Source organism: Amycolatopsis sp. NBC_00345, assembly GCF_036116635.1.
GTDB lineage: Bacteria > Actinomycetota > Actinomycetes > Mycobacteriales > Pseudonocardiaceae > Amycolatopsis.
In genome coordinates, this window is record NZ_CP107995.1 from 8,864,976 (window position 1) to 8,884,627 (window position 19,652).

The following is a 19,652-nucleotide window of genomic DNA, read 5'->3' on the forward strand; positions in this document are numbered from 1 at the left end:
TGCGTTCAACGCACCGAACGCCACATTGGTTGCGCTGGACGCACCGAACGCCACATTGGGGCGCTTCAGCTCGACCCGACCAGCGACTCGACGACGTCGGCCATGCCCGCTTCACCCCGCGCGTTGGGGTGGAGCGGGGCGGCCGGCGAGACCGGGATGAGGCCTTCGACCCAGCGGGTGCCCGAGCTGGTGCAGACGTCGTGGCCCTTGCTCGGGGCGGCGGTGTCGGCGTAACCCGCCTCGTGGGACTTGGCCTGGTCCTTGAGCATGTCGTTCATCTTGCCGAGTTCGTCGCGCAGGTACGCCACGTCGCCGGAGCCCAGCGGGACCGCGGGCCAGCAGCCGTCCCCGTCCGGGAGCACCGTGGGGTAGCCGACGACCACCACGCGCGCCTTCGGGGCCTTCTCGTGGATCCGGTCGAGCACCGCGCCGACCTTGTCCGCGGTGGCCGCGATCCGGTCGGCGAGCTGGTCGTGGCCGCCGGCGGTGAGCTTGTCGCGGCACGGCTCGCCGCCGGAGTGCGAGGTCACGCAGCTCGGCGCGAGGGCGATGAAGCCGACGTCGTTGCCGCCGATGCCGAGGGTGACCAGCGTGGTGGCCGACGTGACGGCGTCCAGCTGCGCCGGGTTCGTGCCGTTGTGCGTGCCCTGCGAGCCGGCCATGTCCGCCGTCGTCGCGCCGCTGCAGCTGACGTCCACGAACTGCGCGGGCTTCACCTTCGCCGCCACGAGGTGCGGGTAGTTGTTGTCCGAGCGGTCGCAGCCGGCCGGGCTGCCCGCCTGCTTCCCGGTCCGTGGCGCCGAGGTGTAGGAGTCGCCGAGCGCGACGTACCGGCCGGTGCCGCCGCCGGTGCCGGAGCCGGACGGCGGCGCGGTCGAGGAGTCGTGCTTGGACTTGTAGTAGCCGTACCCGAGCAGCCCCGCGACGATCATCAGGACCAGGAGCCCGCAGCCGCCGTTCTTTTTCCCCGCCACTCGTTCGTTTCTACTGGACCCGGCTCCGGGTTACGACCAGTATCCGGGTGATCACGGCCCTTATTTCGGTGCTGGCGAACGATGGCGGAGCAGGTCGTTGACGAGCCCGGCGCCCGTGGCCGCGTCGCGGACGCTGATGGCGACCTTGCGGCCGTTGTCGAGCTTCAGCACCAGTGCGCTGCCGCCGCGGACTTTGTACGCCGTGGTGCCCGTGAGGGCGTTGAACCGCACGCCGAGGCCGCCGTCCCCGATGGCGCTCAGCTCGGCGGGCTCCGCCTCGGTGATCCGTGCCAGCGGGACGTGCCGGCGCGGCAGGCCGAACGCGCCCATCCGGATCGTCACGCCGCTCGCGTCGACCCGGGCCTGCACCCGGTGGGTCATCGCGCCGACGAGCGTGAACAGCACCGTGATCAGCGCGGCCATGGTCCAGCTGAACGAGGTCGTGGTGGCCAGCACGATGGTGATCACGGCGGCGGCGAGCGGCGGCGCCACGAGCATCACGGCGTTCGACGCGTGGCCCACCCACACCGCGCGCTGGCCCGGCCGCAGCCCGATCGTCGCGTCGGACGGCGACGGCCCGCCGGCCGCCGCGACGGCGCTCTCGCCGACCAGACCGCCGACGACGCCGAGCACCACCGCGCCCGCCAGCGCGAGGAACACCGGCAGCGGGCCGCCGGCGTGCTGCGAGTCCGGCGCGTCGAGGTTCGCGAGCAGCACCCCGATCAGCGTTGCGGCGGGGAGCGCCGCGATCGTCGTGGCCACGCCCGCCCCGAGCCGGGGGAGCGGCTCGCCCTTGCGCAGCAACACGATGGCGAGTGCGGTGAGGGCGAGCGTCAGCACCGCTCCGACCAGCGTCATCACCAGTGTGATCGAGCTGGGCGAGCCGGTGTTGTTCACGCTGTCGCCGTTCCAGTGCGTGGCGATCGGGTCCGGCAGCCGGCTCGCCCACGTGCCGGCGAGCACCGCGGCGACGGCAGTCGCGGCGCCGGGCAGGACCAGCGTCGAGAACAGGACGCGGGTGAGACGGACGCGGTTCATGAGTACCTCTCCTTGAGCATCGAAGCCAGTTCCTCCGGGCCGACGCCGGACCGGCGCGCCTCGTCCACCAGCGCCGCCACCAGCTCCCCGAGCCGGGCGAGCGGCTGGGCCCCGCCGATGACCACCGCGCCTCGGCGCCTTCGCAGGTCGATGAGGCCTTCGTCGCGAAGCAGCGCGTACGCACGCAGGACGGTGTGGACGTTGATCTCCAGTGACCCCGCCAGCTCCCGCGCGGGCGGCAGCTGTTCGCCTGGGGTGAGCGTCCCCTCGGCGACGGCGCGCCGCAGCGAGGCCGCCACCTGTTCGAACAGCGGGGCGGTCGAGCCGGGATCGATACGGACGAGCATAGTTCTAACTGTACTAGAACTAACAGACATTGACCAGCGCCGCGAAAAGCCCCCGTGAGCGAGGCTCACGGGGGCCTTGGCGGTGCGGTTGGCGCAGGTCAGCGCCCGACGGCGGCGTACAGCTCCTCGGCCAGCTCCAGCGCGTGTGCGATGTTGTCGGCGACGTAGTGCAGGTCCACGAAGGCCTCGGTGTAACCCTCGTCCCCGATCTTCTTGAGCTGCCCGGCGACGTCGGTCATCGTCGCGCCGGGGTGCGGGTTGGTACGCAGGACGCGGCGCAGCGACGCCGGGTCACGGCCGGCCTCGGTGGCGGCCGCCGAGATCACCGACCACATCTCGCGGAGGCGCTTCGCGGGGATCAGGGTCGGGAGCCAGCCGTCGGCCACCTGGCCGACTCGGCGCAGCGCGCGCTCCGACATGCCGCCCAGCAGGATCGGCGGGTGTGGCCGCTGAGCGGGACGCAGGCCGATCCGCGCGTCCGGGATCTGCCAGCGCTCGCTGTCATGCCCGGCCGGGTCGGCGGTCCAGAGCGTGCGCAGGACGTCGATCAGCTCGCCCAGTCGCGCGCCCCGGCCGGCCCACGGGACGCCGGTGGCGGTGTACTCGTCGCGCAGCCAGCCGAGGCCGAGGCCGACGTCGAGGCGGCCGTCGGAGATCAGGTCCAGCGACGTGAGCGAGCGGGCCAGCAGCACGGGCGGGTAGACGGGCCCGACCAGCGTGCTCGTGCCGAGGCGGGCCGTGCTCGTGGCGCCCGCGGCGGCCGTGAGCGTGACGATCGGGTCGACGAAGCGGACGAACTCCGGCGGGTACGGCTGCTCGGCCGTCCCGCCGCCGGGGTAGTAGTCCGACGGGTCGACCGGGGTGAGCACCCGGTCACCGGCCCACAGCGAGGAGTAGCCGATCCGCTCGGCCGCGGCCGCGAATCCGGCGACGGCGGCGGGGTCGGCGAGCTGGCCGTACTGCGGCAGGGCGAGTCCGAGTCGTAACGCGGTCACCGGGCCTCCTTGAAGGTGGCTTTCCTTGTGGGGGAAGGGAGATTCGGCCGTGGTCGAGGGTCGCGTGGCGAGGTGCCGGGCCCCGTGGTCCGTAGCCGTGGTTCGCTTGCCCTGGCGTTTCCCGATTAATCGCGAAACGGGCATGCGGTCATCCTGGCACGGCCGCGCCGAGGGTGCCGCGCACGGCCGGGAACGGCGCGCAGCGCTCTGGAGGGGCGCGGTTGCGAGACTCCATACGGCTTGCCGTAGACTTCTGAACTCGGAACGCACTACGGTCAGCCCCGCTGGAAGGTGGGGATGATGGAATGCGTCCTCCGGAGCCCGGGTGACCGGGTTCCACAGGGGTGTAGCTCAATTGGCAGAGCAGCGGTCTCCAAAACCGCAGGTTGCAGGTTCAAGTCCTGTCACCCCTGCGTACGGGTACTGGTGGAGCGGAGGAGTGGTCGTGAGCGACAGCGACGCCAGCGGCGAGCACGAGCAGGACGAGTCGGGCAAAGAGCCCGGGATCGAATCCCGCCCGGTGAGCGCCGCGGCTCGGCGTGAGCGCCGCGCTTCCGCCCGCCCGTCCGGCAAGTCCGAGGCGCGGTCGGAAAGCAAGAACCGGCCGGCAGGCAAGGCGGGCGACAAGGTCGCGAAGCCCGCCGAGGCCAAGGGCGCGCCGACCCCGAAGCGGGACCAGAAGGTCAAGAAGGCCTCGGTCTTCTCCCGGATCATGCGCTTCATCCGCGAGGTCTGGGCGGAGCTGCGCAAGGTCATCTGGCCCAACCGCAAGCAGATGGTCACCTACACCGCGGTCGTGCTGGTGTTCGTGGTGTTCATGGTGGCCCTGGTGAGCGGCCTCGACCTGGGCTTCAAGCAGGTCATCGGGCTGGTCTTCGGCTGACGCCGAAAGTGCGCGCCACCGTGCGCCGCGCGGGCCGGCCTGCCCGGACCCGGCAAGTGATCAACTGAGAGGACGGAACGTGACCTCCGACAACGGCACAGGAGCCGGTCGCGACCTGACCGAGCTTTCCGACGAGCAGGTGCACGCGGCCCTCGGCGACGAGGAGTCCGCCCACCTCGAGCCCGTCGAGGTGCCCGACGCCGACGAGGTCGACGGAACCGCCGACGAAGACACCGCGGCCGACGACACGACGGACGAGGCCGGTCTCGAGAACACCGAGGCCGACGCCGAGGCCCCTGAGGCGGAGACCGCCGAAGCGGAGGTGGCCGAGCCGGCCGCCGAAGCCGACGACCCCGTCGCCGCGCTGCGCGCCGAGCTGATGGCCGCGCCGGGCGAGTGGTACGTGGTGCACTCCTACGCCGGGTACGAGAACAAGGTGAAGACCAACCTCGAGACCCGGACCACGACGCTGGACGTCGAGGACTTCATCTTCCAGATCGAGGTGCCGACCGAAGAGGTCACCGAGATCAAGAACGGCCAGCGCAAGCTGGTGCAGCGCAAGGTGCTGCCCGGCTACATCCTGGTCCGGATGGACTTGAACGACGCCTCGTGGAGCGCGGTGCGCAACACGCCGGGCGTCACCGGGTTCGTCGGCGCCACGTCCCGCCCGTCGCCGCTGACCGTGGACGAGGTGCTCAAGTTCCTCGCCCCGCAGGTCGAGAAGGAGGCCCCGGCCAAGGCCGGCAAGGGCGACTCCTCGGCGGCTTCCTCGCCGCTCGGCGGCGGTACCGTGGAGGTCGACTTCGAGGTCGGCGAGTCGGTCACCGTCATGGACGGCCCGTTCGCGACGCTGCCCGCGACGATCTCCGAGGTCAATGTCGACGGACAGAAGCTGAAGGTCCTGGTGTCGATCTTCGGCCGGGAAACCCCGGTCGAGCTGTCGTTCACCCAGGTCTCCAAGATCTGACGGCCGGGAATACGGCCGGCAGTCCCCGCGTACTGGCAGGTGTGCGGGGGACTCAAGTCAGTTAGAAGGACACAAGGTAATGCCACCCAAGAAGAAGAAGCTTGCGGCGATCATCAAGCTGCAGATCAAGGCCGGTGCGGCCAACCCCGCGCCGCCGGTCGGCCCCGCGCTGGGCCAGCACGGCGTCAACATCATGGAGTTCTGCAAGCAGTACAACGCGGCGACCGAGTCGCAGCGTGGGGACGTCGTCCCGGTTGAGATCTCCGTGTATGAAGACCGGTCGTTCGACTTCAAGCTGAAGACGCCGCCGGCCGCCAAGCTGCTGCTCAAGGCCGCGGGCGTCGACAAGGGCTCGGCCGAGCCCCACAAGACGAAGGTCGCCAAGGTCACCTGGGATCAGGTTCGCCAGATCGCCAAGACCAAGGAGACCGACCTCAACGCCCAGGACATCGACCAGGCCGCGAAGATCATCGCCGGCACTGCCCGTTCCATGGGCATCACGGTCACGGACTGACGTTCCGCAGTAGCTCCACCAGTGGGAGAGCCAGTGCTGGCTCGGACCACACTGATCCGTTTTCTTAGGTAAGGACAGAAGCATGACCAAGCACAGCAAGGCCTACCGCCAGGCTGCCGAGCTGATCGACAAGGCGCACCTGTACGCGCCGCTCGAGGCCGCGAAGCTGGCGAAGGAGACTTCCAAGACCAAGATGGACGCGACCGTCGAGGTTGCGATGCGTCTCGGTGTGGACCCCCGCAAGGCTGACCAGATGGTCCGCGGCACCGTGAACCTGCCGCACGGCACCGGCAAGACCGCACGCGTCATCGTCTTCGCCGTCGGCGACAAGGCCGCCGAGGCCGAGGCCGCCGGCGCGGACGCGGTCGGCACCGACGAGCTGATCGAGCGCATCCAGGGTGGCTGGCTCGACTTCGACGCCGCGATCGCGACGCCGGACCAGATGGCCAAGGTGGGCCGCATCGCCCGCATCCTCGGCCCGCGTGGCCTGATGCCGAACCCGAAGACCGGCACCGTGACCCCCGCGGTCGCGAAGGCCGTCTCGGACATCAAGGGCGGTAAGATCAACTTCCGCGTCGACAAGCAGGCCAACCTGCACCTGGTGATCGGCAAGGCGTCGTTCGACACCGAGAAGCTGGTGGAGAACTACGCGGCCGCGCTGGACGAGATCCTGCGCGCCAAGCCGTCGTCGGCCAAGGGTCGTTACGTCAAGAAGATCACCTTCACCACCACGATGGGCCCGGGCATCCCGGTCGACCCGGCGCGGACCCGCAACCTCCTCTCCGAGGAAGCGGCTGTCTGAGTCGGACATCACGCGAAAGGGCGGTCACGCATCGTGCGTGGCCGCCCTTTTTTCGTGTCTGATGGAGCCATGCCGACCTTCACGTCGTTCGACGGGCTCCAGCTGAGCTACACGGTGTGGGAAGGCGACGGCCGGCATCGTCGCCCGGTGCTGCTTCAGCACGGCTTCGCCGCGGATTCCCAGGCCAACTGGGTCGGCCCCGGTGTCGTCGAGGCGCTGCTGGACGCCGGCTTCACCGTGGTGGCCCTCGACGCGCGCGGCCACGGCGGGTCCGAGAAGCCGCACGACGAGTCCCGCTACGGCGTGGAAACCATGGCCCGTGACGTCTCCGTCCTGCTCGACGAGCTGGGCTACGACGAGGTGTCGCTGGCCGGCTATTCGCTGGGCGCGATCGTCGCGCTGACCGTCGCGGCGAACGACAAGCGCGTCCGCTGCCTGGCCACGGGCGGCGTCGGCTCCGGGGTTGTGGACTTCGGCGGCGTCGACGTGCGGGTGGGGTCACCTGAGCAGGTCGCGGCCGGTCTGCTGGCCGAGGACCGCGCGGACGTGCCGACGGCGGTGCTGCCGTTCCGGCGGCTGGTCCGGCGGGTCGGCGGTGACGTCGAGGCGCTGGCGGCGGTGCTGCGCTCTTCGCAGCTCACGCGGGTCGACCTGAGCGCGATCACCGTCCCGACGCTGGTGCTGGCGGGGGAGTCCGACCGGCTCGCGTCCGAGCCCGAGCGGCTCGCGGCGGCCATCGCGGGCGCTCGGCTGGTGCGGGTGCCGGGTGACCACATGTCGGCCGTGGCCGACCCGGCGTTCGTCGCCGCGCTGGCCGGCTTCTTCGCCTACTCCGACACCGGCGACACCAGGCTGGCGATTTCCTCGCCCGCGTAACCGAGTTCGGCCAGCACCTCGGCGGTGTGCTCGCCCTGCGCGGGCGTGTGCCGCCGGACCGAGGCGGGCGTGTCGGAGAGGATCATCGGCGGCCCGACCTGGCGGTACGTGCCCTCGGTGGGGTGCTCGACCAGTGAGACGAGGCCGCTGCCGGTGTAGTACGGGTCGGTCTCGGCGTCCTCGAGTTCCAGCACCGGCGCGAACGGGATGGACAGCCCGGCGCAGATCTCCTGCCACTGCGCGGTGGTCTTCTCGACCGAGACGCGGCCGATCTCGTCGTACAGCTCGCCGTAGTGCTTCGCGCGGCTGGCGGGATCGCCGAAACGCGGGTCGTCGGCCAGGTCCTCGCGACCGGCGGCGAGGAAGAAGTCGTGGATGTTCTTTTCGGTGTAGGGCAGGATGCACGCCCAGCCGTCGGCCGTCTTGACCGCCTGGTGGCCCTCGGTCATCGAGCGGTTGAAGCCCATCGGGCCCACGGAGGGCTCGAAGGTGTGGCCCGCGAGGTGCTCGACCAGGTTGAACGCCAGCATCGTGTCGGCCATCGGCACCTCGACCCGCTGGCCGCGGCCGGTGGTGCGCTGGTGGACCACGGCGGCGAGCACCGAGTAGACGATGGTGAGCGCGCACAGTTTGTCGGCCAGGATGGTCGGCGCGTAGGTGGGCTTGCCGGTGGCGCGGCGCATCAGGTCGGCCATGCCGGAGGAGGCCTGCACGATCTCGTCGTAGGCGGCCAGCCCGGCGCGGTCGGAATCGGTGCGGAAACCCTGGGCGTTGCAATAGATCAGGCGCGGGTTCTCGCTCGCCAGCCGCTCGTAGTCGAGGCCGAGGCGCTGCAGCGCGCCGGGACGCATGTTGGTGACCAGCACGTCCGCGGACTTCACCAGCCGCAGGAACGCCTCGTGCCCCGCCGCCGACTTGAGGTCGAGCTGGACGCTGCGCTTGTTGCGGTTGACGTTGAGCGCGAGCGCGCCCATGCCGTCGTGCCGCTGCGGGTGCGTGCGCCGGGTGCTGTCACCGGCCGGCGACTCGACCTTGACCACGTCGGCCCCGAGGTCGCCCATGATCTGGGTGGCGTAGGGGCCCATGACCACGGACGACAGGTCGATCACCCGGATGCCGTGCAGGGCGCCTTGTTCCACGGTTGCTCCTCCTTCTGATTTTCTTCCTGCCCCTAAACTTAGACAGGCTAAGTAATCTACGCAATGTGATATCTTGGTATCTATATGGGGAATTCTCGGCAGCACCACCGCACGGTCGACCGGGTGGCGGCGATCCTGGAGGCGGTGGCGAACAGCGCGTCGGGGCTGACGTTGACGCAGCTCGCGGCCCGGCTGGACGCGCCGGTGTCCTCCGTGCAGAAGCTGGTGAACGGCCTGGCGGCGGTCGGCTACCTCGATGAGGAGGACCGCCGTTTCGTGCTGGGCCCGGCGCCGCACGTGCTGACCGTGCGCTCGGGCCGGGTGCCGGTGCGGTCGGTCCCGCACGCGTCGCTGGCGGCGCTCGCTTCGGCGTCGGGCTGCGCCGCCTTGCTCGCGGTGCAGGTCGGCGACAGCGCGGTGTACGTCGATTGGGCCGGCACGGACGAGCCCTTCGACTACGCGCTTTCGCGCACCCTTCGCTCGGCCCTGCCACGCACGGCGGCGGGCCGGGTCCTGCTCGCGTCGCTCCCCGAGGCCTCGCGCCGTGTCGCTGTGGCGCACGAGTTCGGCCCCGACACCCGCGCGGCCGTCGACCTGCTGACCACCCTGTCCACGATCCGCACCGAGGGCTACGCCCTGGTCGACTCGGGCCACGTACTGGAGACGATGGCGGCGGTCGCCGTCCCGGTCGTCGAGTCGGACCGCGTTGTGGCGGCTTTGGCTTTGTCGGCACCGTCGGGGGTTGTGACGGGGCGGCTTTCGGAACTGGTGGCGTTGCTCAGGAAGTCGGCGTCGTCGAGGGCTGCGATGGGGAGCACTTCTCCGGACCGGGCGAGTGGCCGGTGATGAGCCACTGGCCCTTGTCGACCTCGGTCACCTGGAAGACGCCGAGCGCGGGCCCGCCCGAGACGGCGAAGGTGCAGGAGTCGATGGTCGTGACGTCGGCGGGCGGCGGACCGGACACATAGGACGGGAGCGATTCGGCGTAGTCGTTCATGTTGGTGACCTGCTTGTGCAGGGCCTGAACGGCCACCCGGCAGTCCGGCTGCCCGACGTCCTGGGCGAACTTGGTCTGCACGTCCTCACGGAACCGGCCGCAAGCATCGTCGACGCGGCCCTGCGCGATGTTGTGGTAAACGAAGCGCACGGCCTCGTACGGGTTCGTCGAGAAGATGTGGTTGGTGTGGTAAGTCCCGCCGCCCTCGGCGGCGATCTGGGCCGAGGACTTGCCGTCGTCGCTGGGGAAGAAGTGGCGGTAGGCCCAGGTGGCGGCGATGCCGATCAGCAGGAGCACGATGACCCAGCCCAGCACCTTGCCGCCGAGGCGCTTCAGCCATCGCGGGGCACCGCGGCGCGGGCGGCGGGGCTCTTCGTACGGCGCCAACGCTCCCGGCGGGCCCGGTGGGACGGGCGGCTGGCCGCCCTGCTGCGTCGCCAATTGGTGCGACGCCTGCTGGTATGGCGCCGTGGGCATCAGCCCGGCGTCGGGTGATGGGGCGGGCTGGTTGCCCTGCTGGGCTTGGGTGAACCGCAGGTAGTCCTGGAACTGCTGGAATTGCTGGAACTGGCGCAGTTGCTCGGGATCGAGCGCGGGCTGCGCGTCAGAAGGCTGCGGCAGAGCCGGGAGCTGCTGACCCGATTCGGCCGGATTCTGTTGCGGCGCAGGCGTTTGCGCGGCTGAGTCTTGCTGCGGAGTCGACGGCTGCGGCAGGCCGGGCTGCGGCGACGCGGCCGAACCCTCCGGCGGAACCGGCTGCGTGCCGTCGGCAGGGGTGGGACCCGGGCCGGGGTTGTCGGCCCGCTCGCTGTGATCACGCTGCTCCGCCACGTCACCATGATGCCCGCTCCGGTGTGAATTCCGGAGTCTGGGCGTCTTGTCGCTGGTCAGGAGGGGGTGGCGAGATGCCTCAGGAAAGCGTGTCGTATGCTTGTCCACGGTTCTACCGAAGACCGCTGGTTTTCCGAGCGCCCCATGGCGTGAAGAACGAAGGTCCCGCACTAAACGAGCGGGCGGCCCGCGCAGGAGGAACGAGGCTCGCCCGCGACTGTGTCGCGTGCCATCAAACGCCCCGCGCCTGTTGCGCTGGGGCGTTTTGTCGTTTCGATGGGGCTCTCGTGCCAGTGGAAACACTAGCCAAGAGAGGAGGCGACCATGGCGAAGCCCGACAAGGTGGCGGCCGTCGCCGAGATCGCGGAGAGCTTCCGCAGCAGCTCGGCCACCGTCGTTACCCAGTACACCGGCCTCTCCGTGTCCCAGCTGTCCCAGCTGCGCCGCGCTCTCGGCACCAGTGCCAAGTACCGGGTCGCGAAGAACACCCTCGTCGAGCGTGCCGCCAAGGACGCCGGCGTCGAGGGTCTCGAGGACCTGTTCGTGGGCGCGACCGCGATCGCCTTCATCGAGGGTGAGCCGGTCAACGCCGCGAAGGCCCTTCGCGACTTCGCGAAGGAACACAACGCGCTTGTCATCAAGGGCGGCTACATGGACGGCAAGCCGCTGTCCGTGGACGAGATCACCAAGATCGCCGATCTCGACAGCCGTGAGGTCCTGCTCTCCAAGGCAGCGGGCGCGTTCAAGGCGAAGCTTTCCCAGGCCGCTGCGCTGTTCCAGGCGCCGGCGTCCCAGGTCGCCCGCCTGGCTGCCGCGCTGGAGGAGAAGCAGCGCAGCGCCACCGGTACCGAAGCAGCCGAAGCACCCGCCGAGAGCTGAACACCCCCCACCCCGAACGTTCCCGTTCGTTTTTCTGAGAGGAAGCCATCATGGCGAAGCTGAGCACCGCCGAGCTGATCGACGCTTTCAAGGAGCTCACCCTTCTTGAGCTGTCCGAGTTCGTGAAGGAGTTCGAGGACACCTTCGACGTCACCGCTGCCGCCCCGGCCGCCGTCGTGGCCGCCGCCCCGGGTGCCGCTGCCCCGGCCGCCGCCGAGGAGCAGGACGAGTTCGACGTCGTCCTCGAGGGCGCCGGCGACAAGAAGATCCAGGTCATCAAGGTCGTCCGCGAGGTCGTCTCGGGCCTGGGCCTGAAGGAGGCCAAGGAGCTGGTCGAGGCCGCCCCCAAGGCGCTGCTGGAGAAGGTCGACAAGGAGGCCGCCGAGGCCGCCAAGGAGAAGCTCGAGGCCGCTGGCGCCAAGATCTCCATCAAGTGATCTCGGGCGCGTGAGCGCCTGCTGCACCACCTCGTGAAGGGGCGGGCATCCCATGTGGATGCCCGCCCCTTCCGTTTTTGTCACGCCGCTCTGCCCCGCCGCCGCTCGTTGGCCGGCCGAGGTCGATCGGCGACAGAAGACTCATCGAGGTGCTGGCTCAGCAGGTCGCCACGCGGCGTTATCTCCTCGGGCTCACGGTCATCGCCGTGCTCGGCGTTGTCGCGTCCGTGATCTGCGGGATCGTCATCGCCGTGCGGACGGTCAAGGCCAACCACGTCACAGCCGGTAGCGAGTCGATCTGTTCCGCTTACTCCTGTTAGTCCGAACGAGTGCGAATCGTTGCGCCGCCTGGCTCTGCGTCCGGGGGTGACTTGCACTACCGTGCTGCCAGCGGTCACCCGATCTCGTCTCGACCGGGTGAGGTGCCCACGGGGCTGGCCAGAAAAGAAAACTGGTGAGTAACCTATGCGCATTCAGCTCGTTGCACCTGGTTGACGCGGGGATCGCGGCGCGCATTCGGCGCGGGCTCCGCGGCCGGCCGGTGCCGCGGGGCGGCGGTGCGCGACGACGCGGAACAGCTCCTGGAGGTGCGATGGGTGCCGAGGTGGTCATCGAAGGTCTTACGAAGTCCTTCGGCAGGCAGGCCATCTGGCGGGACGTGACGCTGACCCTGCCGCCCGGCGAGGTGTCCGCGATGCTCGGCCCGTCCGGAACCGGCAAGTCCGTGTTCCTGAAGTCGATGATCGGCCTGCTCAAGCCCGACCGCGGGCGCTGCGTGATCAACGGGGTCGACATCGTCACGTGCTCCGAGCACAAGCTGTACGAGATCCGGAAGCTCTTCGGCGTCCTGTTCCAGGACGGCGCGCTGTTCGGCTCCATGAACCTCTACGACAACGTCGCCTTCCCGCTGCGCGAGCACACCAAGAAGTCCGAGACCGAGATCCGCCGCATCGTCAGTGAGAAGCTGGAGATGACGGGGCTCGCCGGCGCGGACAAGAAGCTCCCCGGCGAGATCTCCGGCGGTATGCGCAAGCGCGCCGGCCTCGCGCGGGCGCTGGTGCTCGACCCGCAGATCATCCTCGTCGACGAGCCGGACTCCGGCCTCGACCCGGTGCGCACCGCGTACATCTCGCAGCTGCTGATCGACCTGAACACGCAGATCGACGCGACGATCCTGATCGTCACCCACAACATCAACCTGGCCCGCACCGTGCCGGACAACCTGGGCATGCTGTTCCGCAAGGAGCTGGTCATGTTCGGCCCGCGCGAGGTGCTGCTGACCAGCGACGAGCCGGTCGTCGAGCAGTTCCTCAACGGCCGTAAGCGCGGTCCCATCGGCATGTCCGAGGAGAAGGACTCCGCCACGATGGAGCGGGAGGAGGCCGAGGCCGCGGCCGGGCACTCCGACGGCTCCCCGGACGAGGACGTGCGCGGCGTCGTCCCGCAGATGCAGCCCAGCCCCGGCCTGCCGGAGCGCGCGGGCGCCCGCCATCGGATGGACCGCGTGATGCGGATCCTCCACACGCTCCCGGCCGCCGCGCAGGAAGGGATCATCGGGTCCCTCTCGCCGGAGGAGCAGCGGCACTACAACGTGCGCCCGAGCCACGGCGTGCCCGTGGCGGCGGCGCCCGCCCGGCACGGCCTCGAGGACACCCAGCAGATCCCGCGGCACACCGGACCCGTGGCCAACCAGCACCAGGGCGAGCTGCCCGCCGACCAGGTCGCCCGGATCCCGGGCGGCTGGAGCGGCAACGCGGGTGACGCCCCGAGACCCGGCGCGGGCTACTTCGACCCACCAAGGAACGGGCCAGGTGGCGCGTGAGCTCCAACGCGACGCAGGCGAAGAAGATCCCCGGTTACGGCATGCTCCGTGAGACCGGGAACCTGTTCGCCCTCGGCCTCGACATCATCCGGGGCCTGTTCCAGCGCCCGTTCCAGCTGCGGGAGTTCATCCAGCAGTCGTGGTTCATCGCGAGCGTGACGATCCTGCCGACGGCACTCGTCGCGATCCCGTTCGGCGCGGTCATCTCGTTGCAGTTCGGCTCGCTCGCGCGCCAGCTCGGCGCGCAGTCCTACACCGGCGCGGGCTCGGTGCTCGCCACCGTGCAGCAGGCCAGCCCGCTGGTCACCGCGCTGCTGGTGGCCGGCGCCGGCGGCAGCGCGGTCTGCGCGGACATCGGCGCCCGCACCATCCGCGAGGAGATCGACGCGATGGAGGTGCTGGGCGTCTCCGCGGTCCAGCGCCTGATCGTGCCCCGCGCGCTGGCGATGATGCTGATCGCGTTGCTGCTCAACGGCATGGTCAGTGTCATCGGCGTGCTCGGCGGCTACTTCTTCAACGTCGTCCTCCAGGGCGGCACGCCGGGCGCCTACCTGGCGAGCTTCTCCGCGCTGGCGCAGCTGCCCGACCTCTGGGTCGGCGAGCTGAAGGCGCTGATCTTCGGGTTCATCGCCGCGGTCGTGGCCGCCTACCGGGGCCTGCACCCGAGCGGCGGCCCGAAGGGCGTCGGCGACGCCGTGAACCAGTCCGTCGTCATCACCTTCCTGCTGCTGTTCGTCGTGAACTTCGTGATCACGCTGATCTACCTGCAGATCGTGCCCGGAAAGCTGGACTAGTCATGACGTTCATCGCGGGGGCCAAGCGGATCGCGAACCGCCCGCTCCAGACCCTGGACACGCTCGGCGACCAGATGTCGTTCTACGGCCGCGCGCTGCTCTGGACGCCGCGGACGCTGCGCCGCTACATGAAGGAAGTGCTGCGGCTGCTGGCCGAGGTCAGCTTCGGCTCCGGCTCGCTCGCCGTCATCGGCGGCACGGTCGGCGTGATGGTCGGCCTGACGCTGTTCACCGGTGTCCTGGTGGGCCTGCAGGGCTACTCGGCCCTGAACTCGATCGGCACCTCGGCGTTCACCGGCTTCCTGACGGCGTTCTTCAACACCCGCGAGATCGCGCCGCTGGTCGCCGGGCTTGCCTTGAGCGCGACGGTCGGCGCCGGGTTCACCGCGCAGCTCGGCGCGATGCGGATCTCCGAGGAGATCGACGCGCTCGAGGTCATGGGCGTGCCGAGCCTGCCGTACCTGGTGACCACGCGGATCATCGCCGGCTTCGTCGCCGTGATCCCGCTGTACATCATCGGCCTGCTCAGCTCGTATCTCGCCTCGCGGCTGGTCGTTATCTACATCTACAACCAGTCCGCCGGGACCTACGACCACTACTTCGACCTCTTCCTACCTCCACAGGACGTGTTGTACTCGTTCATCAAGGTGCTGATCTTCAGCGTCTTGATCATTCTTTCGCACTGCTACTTCGGCTACCGGGCCTCCGGCGGGCCCGCCGGGGTCGGCGTGGCCGTCGGCAAGGCCGTGCGGCTGAGCATTGTCACGGTTTCGATCGTGAACTTCTTCATCGGTTTCGCTATCTGGGGAACCGACGTCACGGTGAGGATTGCGGGATGATCACACTGCGGCGCAGGCTGCTCGGCCTGCTGCTCGTGGCCCTGCTGGTGGGGGGCATCGCGCTGAGTATCGCGTTGTACAACAAGTCGTTCACCAGCTTCGTCACCGTGAAGCTCGAGGCCGACAGCATCGGCAACCAGCTGCTCAAGCAGTCGGACGTGAAGGTGCGCGGGTTGATCGTCGGCTCGGTCGACGACATCGAGGTGACCAACGACGGCGCCGAGCTGACCCTGCGGCTCGACCCGGCGTCGGCGAAGCTGATCCCGCAGAACGTCTCGGCGCGGTTCCTGCCGAAGACGCTGTTCGGCGAGCGGTACGTCTCGCTGGAGATCCCGAAGGACCCGGCCACCCGGACGCTGGCCACCGGCGACGTGATCCCGCAGGACCGCACGTCGAGCGCGATCGACCTGGAGCAGGCGTTCGAGCACCTGCTGCCGGTGCTGCAGGCCGTGCAGCCGCAGAAGCTTTCGAGCACGCTCACCGCGATCTCGACCGCGCTGCAGGGCCGCGGCAAGCCGCTCGGCGACACGCTTTCCCAGCTGGGCGACTACATCGGCCAGCTGAACCCGCACGAGCCGCAGCTGCAGCACGACCTCAAGGCGCTCGCGCAGTTCTCCGGCAACCTGAGCAACTCCGCGCCGGACCTGGTGCAGAGCCTCGACAACCTGAGCACCACCACCCGCACCGTGGCGGACGAGCAGCAGAACCTGTCGAGCCTCTACGGCAACCTGACCACGGCGTCGCAGGACCTGCAGACGTTCCTGGAGAACAACTCCCAGAACATCATCAGCCTCGCCGGCACCGCGCGGCCGACGGCCGAGCTGCTGGCCAAGTACGCGCCCGAGTACCCGTGCGTGATCGGGCAGATGGCGAAGATGGTGCCGGTGATCGACAAGGCGCTGGGCAAGGGCACCGGCCAGCCGGGCCTGCACGCGACCCTCGAAGTGGTGGTCAACCGCGGGCCGTACAAGGCGGGCCAGGACGAGCCGCGGTTCGACGACAAGCGCGGCCCCCGTTGTTACGACCTGAACCCGGCGCCGAACCCGTTCCCGCAGGAGCCGCCGGACGGCGCGTTCAAGGACGGCACGAGCCACACGCCCGCCCCCAAGACCGTCGGCGAGGGCCTGAACCCGGCCAACTTCAAGGCCGACGCGGCCGGGCTGAACGGCAGCGGCGCCACGGGCGGCGACCCGGCCTACTCGACCGGTGAGAACGAGTTCCTGTCCCAGCTCATCGGCCCCCAGGTCGGTATGGCGGCGAGCGACTTCCCCGGCTGGGGCTCGCTGCTCGTCGGCCCGCTCTACCGAGGCACGGAGGTGACGGTCAAGTGAGGGGCTTGCTCGCACCGCTCATCAAGCTGCTGGTCTTCGTCGTGGTCACCGTGCTGTTCACCACGGTCCTCGGCATCAGCATCGCGAACATCAACACCACCAGCACCAACGAGTACTCGGCGCGGTTCACCGACGCGACGCTGGTGCTGCCCAACGACGACGTCCGCATCGCCGGCGTCCGCGTGGGGCAGGTCAAGGACGTCAAGATCGTGGACAAGCGCCAGGCGCAGGTGGACTTCGAGGTGGACACCGGGCTCAGGCTGCCCGCCGGCGTCACCGCGCAGATCAAGTTCCGCAACCTGGTCGGCCAGCGTTACGTCTCGCTCGGCGAAGGCAGCAACACCACCGGCGCGATGCTCCAGCCCGGCGGCACCATCCCGCTGGAGCGGACCACGCCGGCGCTGGACCTCACCGAGCTGTTCAACGGGTTCAAGCCGCTGTTCACCGCGCTGAACCCGGACGACGTCAACAAGCTCTCCTACGAGGTCATCCAGGTCCTGCAGGGCGAGGGCGGCACCGTGGAGAGCCTGCTGTCGCACACCGCTTCGCTGACCACCGCGATCGCCGGCAAGGACCAGGTCATCGGCGAGGTCATCGACAACCTCAACTCGGTGCTCGACACGGTGAACGCGCACACGCCGCAGCTGTCCGACCTGATCGTGAAGCTGCAGCAGCTGGTGTCCGGCCTGGCCGCCGACCGCAAGCCGATCGGCGACGCGATCGAAGGCCTCGGCAATCTCGCCCAGACGACCGCCGGCCTGCTCGGCGACGCCAGGGCGCCGCTGAAGGACGACATCAGCGCGCTCGGCACGCTCACCAGCAGGCTCGACCAGAACGAGCCGGACCTCGAGCACTTCATCCAGTTCCTGCCGCAGAAGGTCAGCGCGCTGACGCGCACCGCGGACTACGGCTCGTGGTTCAACTTCTACGCGTGCGAGATGAAGGGGAGCATCGCCCTGCCTCCGCTGATCAACCAGCCGATCGACGTCCCGCTCCTGCCCTCCAACCGGGAGAGGTGCAGCGGATGAAGTCGTTCCAGAAACGCAATCCCGTGCCGATCGCGCTGGTCGGCATCGCGGTGCTCGCGCTCGGCTTCATCGCCGCGCTGAACTCCGACGACCTGCCGGTGATCGGCGGCGGCACCACCTACAGCGCCGAGTTCTCCGAAGCCGCCGGGCTGACGACGGACAACGACGTGCGCGTGGCCGGCGTCAAGGTCGGCAAGGTGTCCGCGATCAAGATCGACGGCGCGAGCGTCAAGGTGTCGTTCAAGGTCAAGGACGCCTGGCTCGGCGACAAGACCACGGCGGCGATCAAGATCAAGACGCTGCTCGGCCAGAAGTACCTGGTGCTGGACCCGCAGGGCGTGGGCACGCTGAACCCGGACCAGCCGATCCCGCGGGACCGCACGATGTCGCCGTTCGACGTGCTCGACGCCTTCCGCGGCCTGTCCCAGACGGTCGACGACATCAACACCGACCAGCTCGCGCAGAGCTTCGACGCCATCACGCAGACCTTCGCGAACACCCCGGCGGACGTGAAGGGCGCGCTCTCGGGCCTGTCGAAGCTCTCGGACACCATCGCGAAGCGCGACTCGCAGCTGTCGAACCTGCTGGCCAACACCCGTGAGGTGTCGCAGACGCTGGTCGACCGCGACTCCGAGGTGACGAAGCTGATCACCGACGGCAACCAGCTGCTGGACGAGGTGTCGAAGCGCGAGCAGGCGATCAGCGCCCTGCTCGACGGCTCGCGCCAGCTGGCCACGCAGCTGCAGGGCCTGGTCGACGACAACGACAAGCAGCTGGACCCGGTGCTCACGAACCTCGACCAGCTGACCTCGATGCTGCAGCGCAATCAGGACTCGCTCGCCCAGGGCATCGCGAAGTTCGCCCCGTTCATCCGGGTGTTCACCAACACCATCGGCACCGGGCACTGGTTCGACAACTACATCTGCGGCCTGGTGCTGCCGTCGGTCGGGCCGCTCAACCAAGAGGGGTGTTACTCGAAATGACCGACACCCGCTTCGGCCAGTCCCTCACCCGCGGCTTCACCATCGCGATCGTGCTCGCGCTGGCGGTCGCCGGCGGGCTCTGGTGGACACTCAAGGACGCCGGGCGCACCCACCTGACCGCGTACTTCTCCGGCGCCGTCGGCCTTTACGAGGGCAACAGCGTCCGGATGCTCGGCGTGGACATGGGCACCGTCACCAAGATCCAGCCGATGGGCAACCAGGTCCGCGTCGACCTCGAGTACGACCGCTCGATCCCGGTGCCCGCCGACGCGAAGGCGCTGATCGTGGCGCCGTCGCTGGTCAGCGACCGCTACGTGCAGCTGGCCCCGGCCTACACCGGCGGCCCGCAGATCTCCGACGGCGCCGTGATCCCGCTCGACCGCACCGAGGTGCCGCTGGAGGTCGACCAGCTCGCCGCCAGCCTCGCGAAGGTGAGCGAGACGCTCGGCCCGAACGGCGCCAACAAGAACGGCTCGCTCTCGGACCTGCTGAACACCGCGGCGAAGAACCTCGACGGCAACGGCCAGGCCCTGCACGACACGATCACCAAGCTGGGCCAGGCCTCCGGCACGTTGGCGGGCAACAAGGACGACCTGTTCCAGACTGTGCAGAACCTCGGCCAGTTCTCCCAGACGCTGGTGAACAGCGACGGCCAGGTGCGCCAGTTCGAGAGCCAGCTGGCCGACGTCAGCGGCTACCTGGCGGGGGAGAAGGACAATCTCGCCGCCACGGTGCAGCAGCTGGGCACCACGCTGACCTCGGTGCAGAGCTTCATCGAGCAGAACCGCGGCCGGCTTAAGTCCAATGTGGACAAGCTCGCCAGCGTCACCAAGGTGCTGGTCGACCAGCGCAGCGCGCTCGCCGAAATCCTCGACGTCGCGCCCGTCGGCCTGTCGAACCTGGTGAATGTCTACAACGGCTCGTCCGGCACGCTCGACGCCCGGCCGAACCTCAACGAGCTGACCGCGCCGCCGCTGGTGATGGTCTGCAACCTGCTCAAGCAGACCGACGCGACCAAGGCGCTGCTCGGCAGCGCGTGCGACGGGATCGCCGGCGTGGTCGACGGGCTGGTGCCGCTGCCGTCGACGGCACAGGTGCTGCAGTCGCTGGAGAACGGCAAGCTGCCGCCACTCCCGCTCCCGCTCGCGGGCCAGGTCTACGGGACGGGGAGCTGAT

At 69.4% G+C, this 19,652-nt stretch carries 22 protein-coding genes and 1 tRNA gene; 17 read left to right on the forward strand and 6 right to left on the reverse strand.

All coding sequences use genetic code 11. The annotated features are described in order from the left end of the window. Positions 1-65: 65 nt before the first annotated feature. From OG943_RS40305 to OG943_RS40320, 4 genes are all read right to left on the reverse strand, one after another. Positions 66-932: an SGNH/GDSL hydrolase family protein gene (locus tag OG943_RS40305; RefSeq protein ID WP_328612281.1), complete on the reverse strand. Its 867-nt coding sequence runs from the start codon at positions 930-932 to the stop codon at positions 66-68. Between the two features lie 102 nt (positions 933-1,034). After that, entirely contained in the window at positions 1,035-2,012 is a 978-nt protein-coding gene (locus OG943_RS40310) for a hypothetical protein (protein WP_328606151.1), read from the reverse strand. Next, a complete protein-coding gene (locus OG943_RS40315; RefSeq protein WP_328606152.1) occupies positions 2,009-2,359 on the reverse strand; it encodes a GntR family transcriptional regulator in 351 nt (116 codons plus the stop codon). The genes OG943_RS40310 and OG943_RS40315 overlap by 4 nt, the downstream gene beginning before the upstream one ends. Before the next feature lie 98 nt (positions 2,360-2,457). Further along, positions 2,458-3,354: a TIGR03619 family F420-dependent LLM class oxidoreductase gene (locus tag OG943_RS40320; RefSeq protein WP_328606153.1), complete on the reverse strand. Its 897-nt coding sequence runs from the start codon at positions 3,352-3,354 to the stop codon at positions 2,458-2,460. Positions 3,355-3,694: 340 nt separating this feature from the next. Between OG943_RS40320 and OG943_RS40325 the strand changes: the two genes are divergently transcribed. The 6 genes from OG943_RS40325 to OG943_RS40350 all read left to right on the forward strand — a co-directional run bounded on the left by OG943_RS40325 (position 3,695) and on the right by OG943_RS40350 (position 7,396). Continuing rightward, positions 3,695-3,767: transfer RNA gene (locus tag OG943_RS40325), tRNA-Trp, on the forward strand. Positions 3,768-3,799: 32 nt separating this feature from the next. Further along, entirely contained in the window at positions 3,800-4,237 is a 438-nt protein-coding gene (gene secE / locus OG943_RS40330) for a preprotein translocase subunit SecE (RefSeq protein ID WP_328606154.1), read from the forward strand. A gap of 79 nt (positions 4,238-4,316) precedes the next feature. Further along, positions 4,317-5,204 (forward strand): transcription termination/antitermination protein NusG, encoded by an 888-nt coding sequence (gene nusG, locus OG943_RS40335; RefSeq protein ID WP_328606155.1) that lies wholly within the window; start codon positions 4,317-4,319, stop codon positions 5,202-5,204. 79 nt (positions 5,205-5,283) lie between these two features. Next, entirely contained in the window at positions 5,284-5,718 is a 435-nt protein-coding gene (gene rplK, locus OG943_RS40340; protein ID WP_091618458.1) for a 50S ribosomal protein L11, read from the forward strand. A gap of 82 nt (positions 5,719-5,800) precedes the next feature. Continuing rightward, positions 5,801-6,520, forward strand: a complete 720-nt coding sequence (gene rplA, locus OG943_RS40345) for a 50S ribosomal protein L1 (protein WP_328606156.1) — start codon at positions 5,801-5,803, stop codon at positions 6,518-6,520. A 69-nt stretch (positions 6,521-6,589) separates the two neighbouring features. After that, entirely contained in the window at positions 6,590-7,396 is an 807-nt protein-coding gene (locus tag OG943_RS40350; protein WP_328606157.1) for an alpha/beta fold hydrolase, read from the forward strand. Here the strand turns inward: OG943_RS40350 and OG943_RS40355 are convergent. Further along, entirely contained in the window at positions 7,348-8,535 is a 1,188-nt protein-coding gene (locus OG943_RS40355) for a CaiB/BaiF CoA transferase family protein (protein WP_328606158.1), read from the reverse strand. The genes OG943_RS40350 and OG943_RS40355 overlap by 49 nt on opposite strands. Positions 8,536-8,619: 84 nt before the next feature. Between OG943_RS40355 and OG943_RS40360 the strand changes: the two genes are divergently transcribed. Further along, positions 8,620-9,381, forward strand: a complete 762-nt coding sequence (locus OG943_RS40360; RefSeq protein WP_328606159.1) for an IclR family transcriptional regulator — start codon at positions 8,620-8,622, stop codon at positions 9,379-9,381. Here OG943_RS40360 and OG943_RS40365 read toward each other — a convergent pair. Continuing rightward, positions 9,314-10,363 (reverse strand): hypothetical protein, encoded by a 1,050-nt coding sequence (locus OG943_RS40365; RefSeq protein WP_328606160.1) that lies wholly within the window; start codon positions 10,361-10,363, stop codon positions 9,314-9,316. The two genes, OG943_RS40360 and OG943_RS40365, sit on opposite strands and share 68 nt — an antisense overlap. Positions 10,364-10,687: 324 nt before the next feature. On the opposite strand from OG943_RS40365, the gene rplJ reads away from it, so the two are divergent. The 10 genes from rplJ (at position 10,688) to OG943_RS40415 (ending at position 19,651) form a co-directional block, all read left to right on the forward strand. Continuing rightward, positions 10,688-11,242, forward strand: coding sequence for a 50S ribosomal protein L10 (rplJ, locus tag OG943_RS40370; protein WP_328606161.1), 555 nt, complete (start codon positions 10,688-10,690; stop codon positions 11,240-11,242). Positions 11,243-11,292: 50 nt separating this feature from the next. Beyond that, entirely contained in the window at positions 11,293-11,679 is a 387-nt protein-coding gene (gene rplL / locus OG943_RS40375) for a 50S ribosomal protein L7/L12 (RefSeq protein ID WP_328606162.1), read from the forward strand. Positions 11,680-11,828: 149 nt separating this feature from the next. Next, positions 11,829-11,999, forward strand: a complete 171-nt coding sequence (locus OG943_RS40380) for a hypothetical protein (RefSeq protein ID WP_328606163.1) — start codon at positions 11,829-11,831, stop codon at positions 11,997-11,999. A gap of 272 nt (positions 12,000-12,271) precedes the next feature. Further along, positions 12,272-13,501 (forward strand): ABC transporter ATP-binding protein, encoded by a 1,230-nt coding sequence (locus OG943_RS40385; protein WP_328606164.1) that lies wholly within the window; start codon positions 12,272-12,274, stop codon positions 13,499-13,501. A gap of 41 nt (positions 13,502-13,542) precedes the next feature. After that, positions 13,543-14,295 (forward strand): MlaE family ABC transporter permease, encoded by a 753-nt coding sequence (locus OG943_RS40390; RefSeq protein ID WP_328612282.1) that lies wholly within the window; start codon positions 13,543-13,545, stop codon positions 14,293-14,295. Positions 14,296-14,297: 2 nt separating this feature from the next. After that, on the forward strand, positions 14,298-15,134 hold the full coding sequence (locus OG943_RS40395) for an MlaE family ABC transporter permease (RefSeq protein ID WP_328606165.1): 837 nt from the start codon (positions 14,298-14,300) through the stop codon (positions 15,132-15,134). Beyond that, positions 15,131-16,465, forward strand: a complete 1,335-nt coding sequence (locus OG943_RS40400; RefSeq protein WP_328606166.1) for an MCE family protein — start codon at positions 15,131-15,133, stop codon at positions 16,463-16,465. The genes OG943_RS40395 and OG943_RS40400 overlap by 4 nt, the downstream gene beginning before the upstream one ends. Continuing rightward, a complete protein-coding gene (locus OG943_RS40405) occupies positions 16,462-17,493 on the forward strand; it encodes an MCE family protein (protein ID WP_328606167.1) in 1,032 nt (343 codons plus the stop codon). The genes OG943_RS40400 and OG943_RS40405 overlap by 4 nt, the downstream gene beginning before the upstream one ends. Then, positions 17,490-18,476: an MCE family protein gene (locus OG943_RS40410; RefSeq protein ID WP_328606168.1), complete on the forward strand. Its 987-nt coding sequence runs from the start codon at positions 17,490-17,492 to the stop codon at positions 18,474-18,476. The genes OG943_RS40405 and OG943_RS40410 overlap by 4 nt, the downstream gene beginning before the upstream one ends. After that, entirely contained in the window at positions 18,473-19,651 is a 1,179-nt protein-coding gene (locus tag OG943_RS40415) for an MCE family protein (protein WP_328606169.1), read from the forward strand. The genes OG943_RS40410 and OG943_RS40415 overlap by 4 nt, the downstream gene beginning before the upstream one ends. The last annotated feature ends 1 nt before the right edge of the window (position 19,652 follow it).

Excerpts from the sequence above, each read along its gene's own strand:
- OG943_RS40305 (WP_328612281.1), bottom strand. The coding sequence starts at position 932 with ATGATCGTCGCGGGGCTGCTCGGGTACGGCTACTACAAGTCCAAGCAC.
- OG943_RS40310 (WP_328606151.1), bottom strand. The coding sequence starts at position 2,012 with ATGAACCGCGTCCGTCTCACCCGCGTCCTGTTCTCGACGCTGGTCCTG.
- OG943_RS40315 (WP_328606152.1), bottom strand. The coding sequence starts at position 2,359 with ATGCTCGTCCGTATCGATCCCGGCTCGACCGCCCCGCTGTTCGAACAG.
- rplK (WP_091618458.1), top strand. The coding sequence starts at position 5,284 with ATGCCACCCAAGAAGAAGAAGCTTGCGGCGATCATCAAGCTGCAGATC.
- rplA (WP_328606156.1), top strand. The coding sequence starts at position 5,801 with ATGACCAAGCACAGCAAGGCCTACCGCCAGGCTGCCGAGCTGATCGAC.
- OG943_RS40350 (WP_328606157.1), top strand. The coding sequence starts at position 6,590 with ATGCCGACCTTCACGTCGTTCGACGGGCTCCAGCTGAGCTACACGGTG.
- OG943_RS40360 (WP_328606159.1), top strand. The coding sequence starts at position 8,620 with ATGGGGAATTCTCGGCAGCACCACCGCACGGTCGACCGGGTGGCGGCG.
- rplJ (WP_328606161.1), top strand. The coding sequence starts at position 10,688 with ATGGCGAAGCCCGACAAGGTGGCGGCCGTCGCCGAGATCGCGGAGAGC.
- rplL (WP_328606162.1), top strand. The coding sequence starts at position 11,293 with ATGGCGAAGCTGAGCACCGCCGAGCTGATCGACGCTTTCAAGGAGCTC.
- OG943_RS40385 (WP_328606164.1), top strand. The coding sequence starts at position 12,272 with ATGGGTGCCGAGGTGGTCATCGAAGGTCTTACGAAGTCCTTCGGCAGG.
- OG943_RS40390 (WP_328612282.1), top strand. The coding sequence starts at position 13,543 with ATGCTCCGTGAGACCGGGAACCTGTTCGCCCTCGGCCTCGACATCATC.
- OG943_RS40395 (WP_328606165.1), top strand. The coding sequence starts at position 14,298 with ATGACGTTCATCGCGGGGGCCAAGCGGATCGCGAACCGCCCGCTCCAG.
- OG943_RS40400 (WP_328606166.1), top strand. The coding sequence starts at position 15,131 with ATGATCACACTGCGGCGCAGGCTGCTCGGCCTGCTGCTCGTGGCCCTG.
- OG943_RS40410 (WP_328606168.1), top strand. The coding sequence starts at position 17,490 with ATGAAGTCGTTCCAGAAACGCAATCCCGTGCCGATCGCGCTGGTCGGC.
- OG943_RS40415 (WP_328606169.1), top strand. The coding sequence starts at position 18,473 with ATGACCGACACCCGCTTCGGCCAGTCCCTCACCCGCGGCTTCACCATC.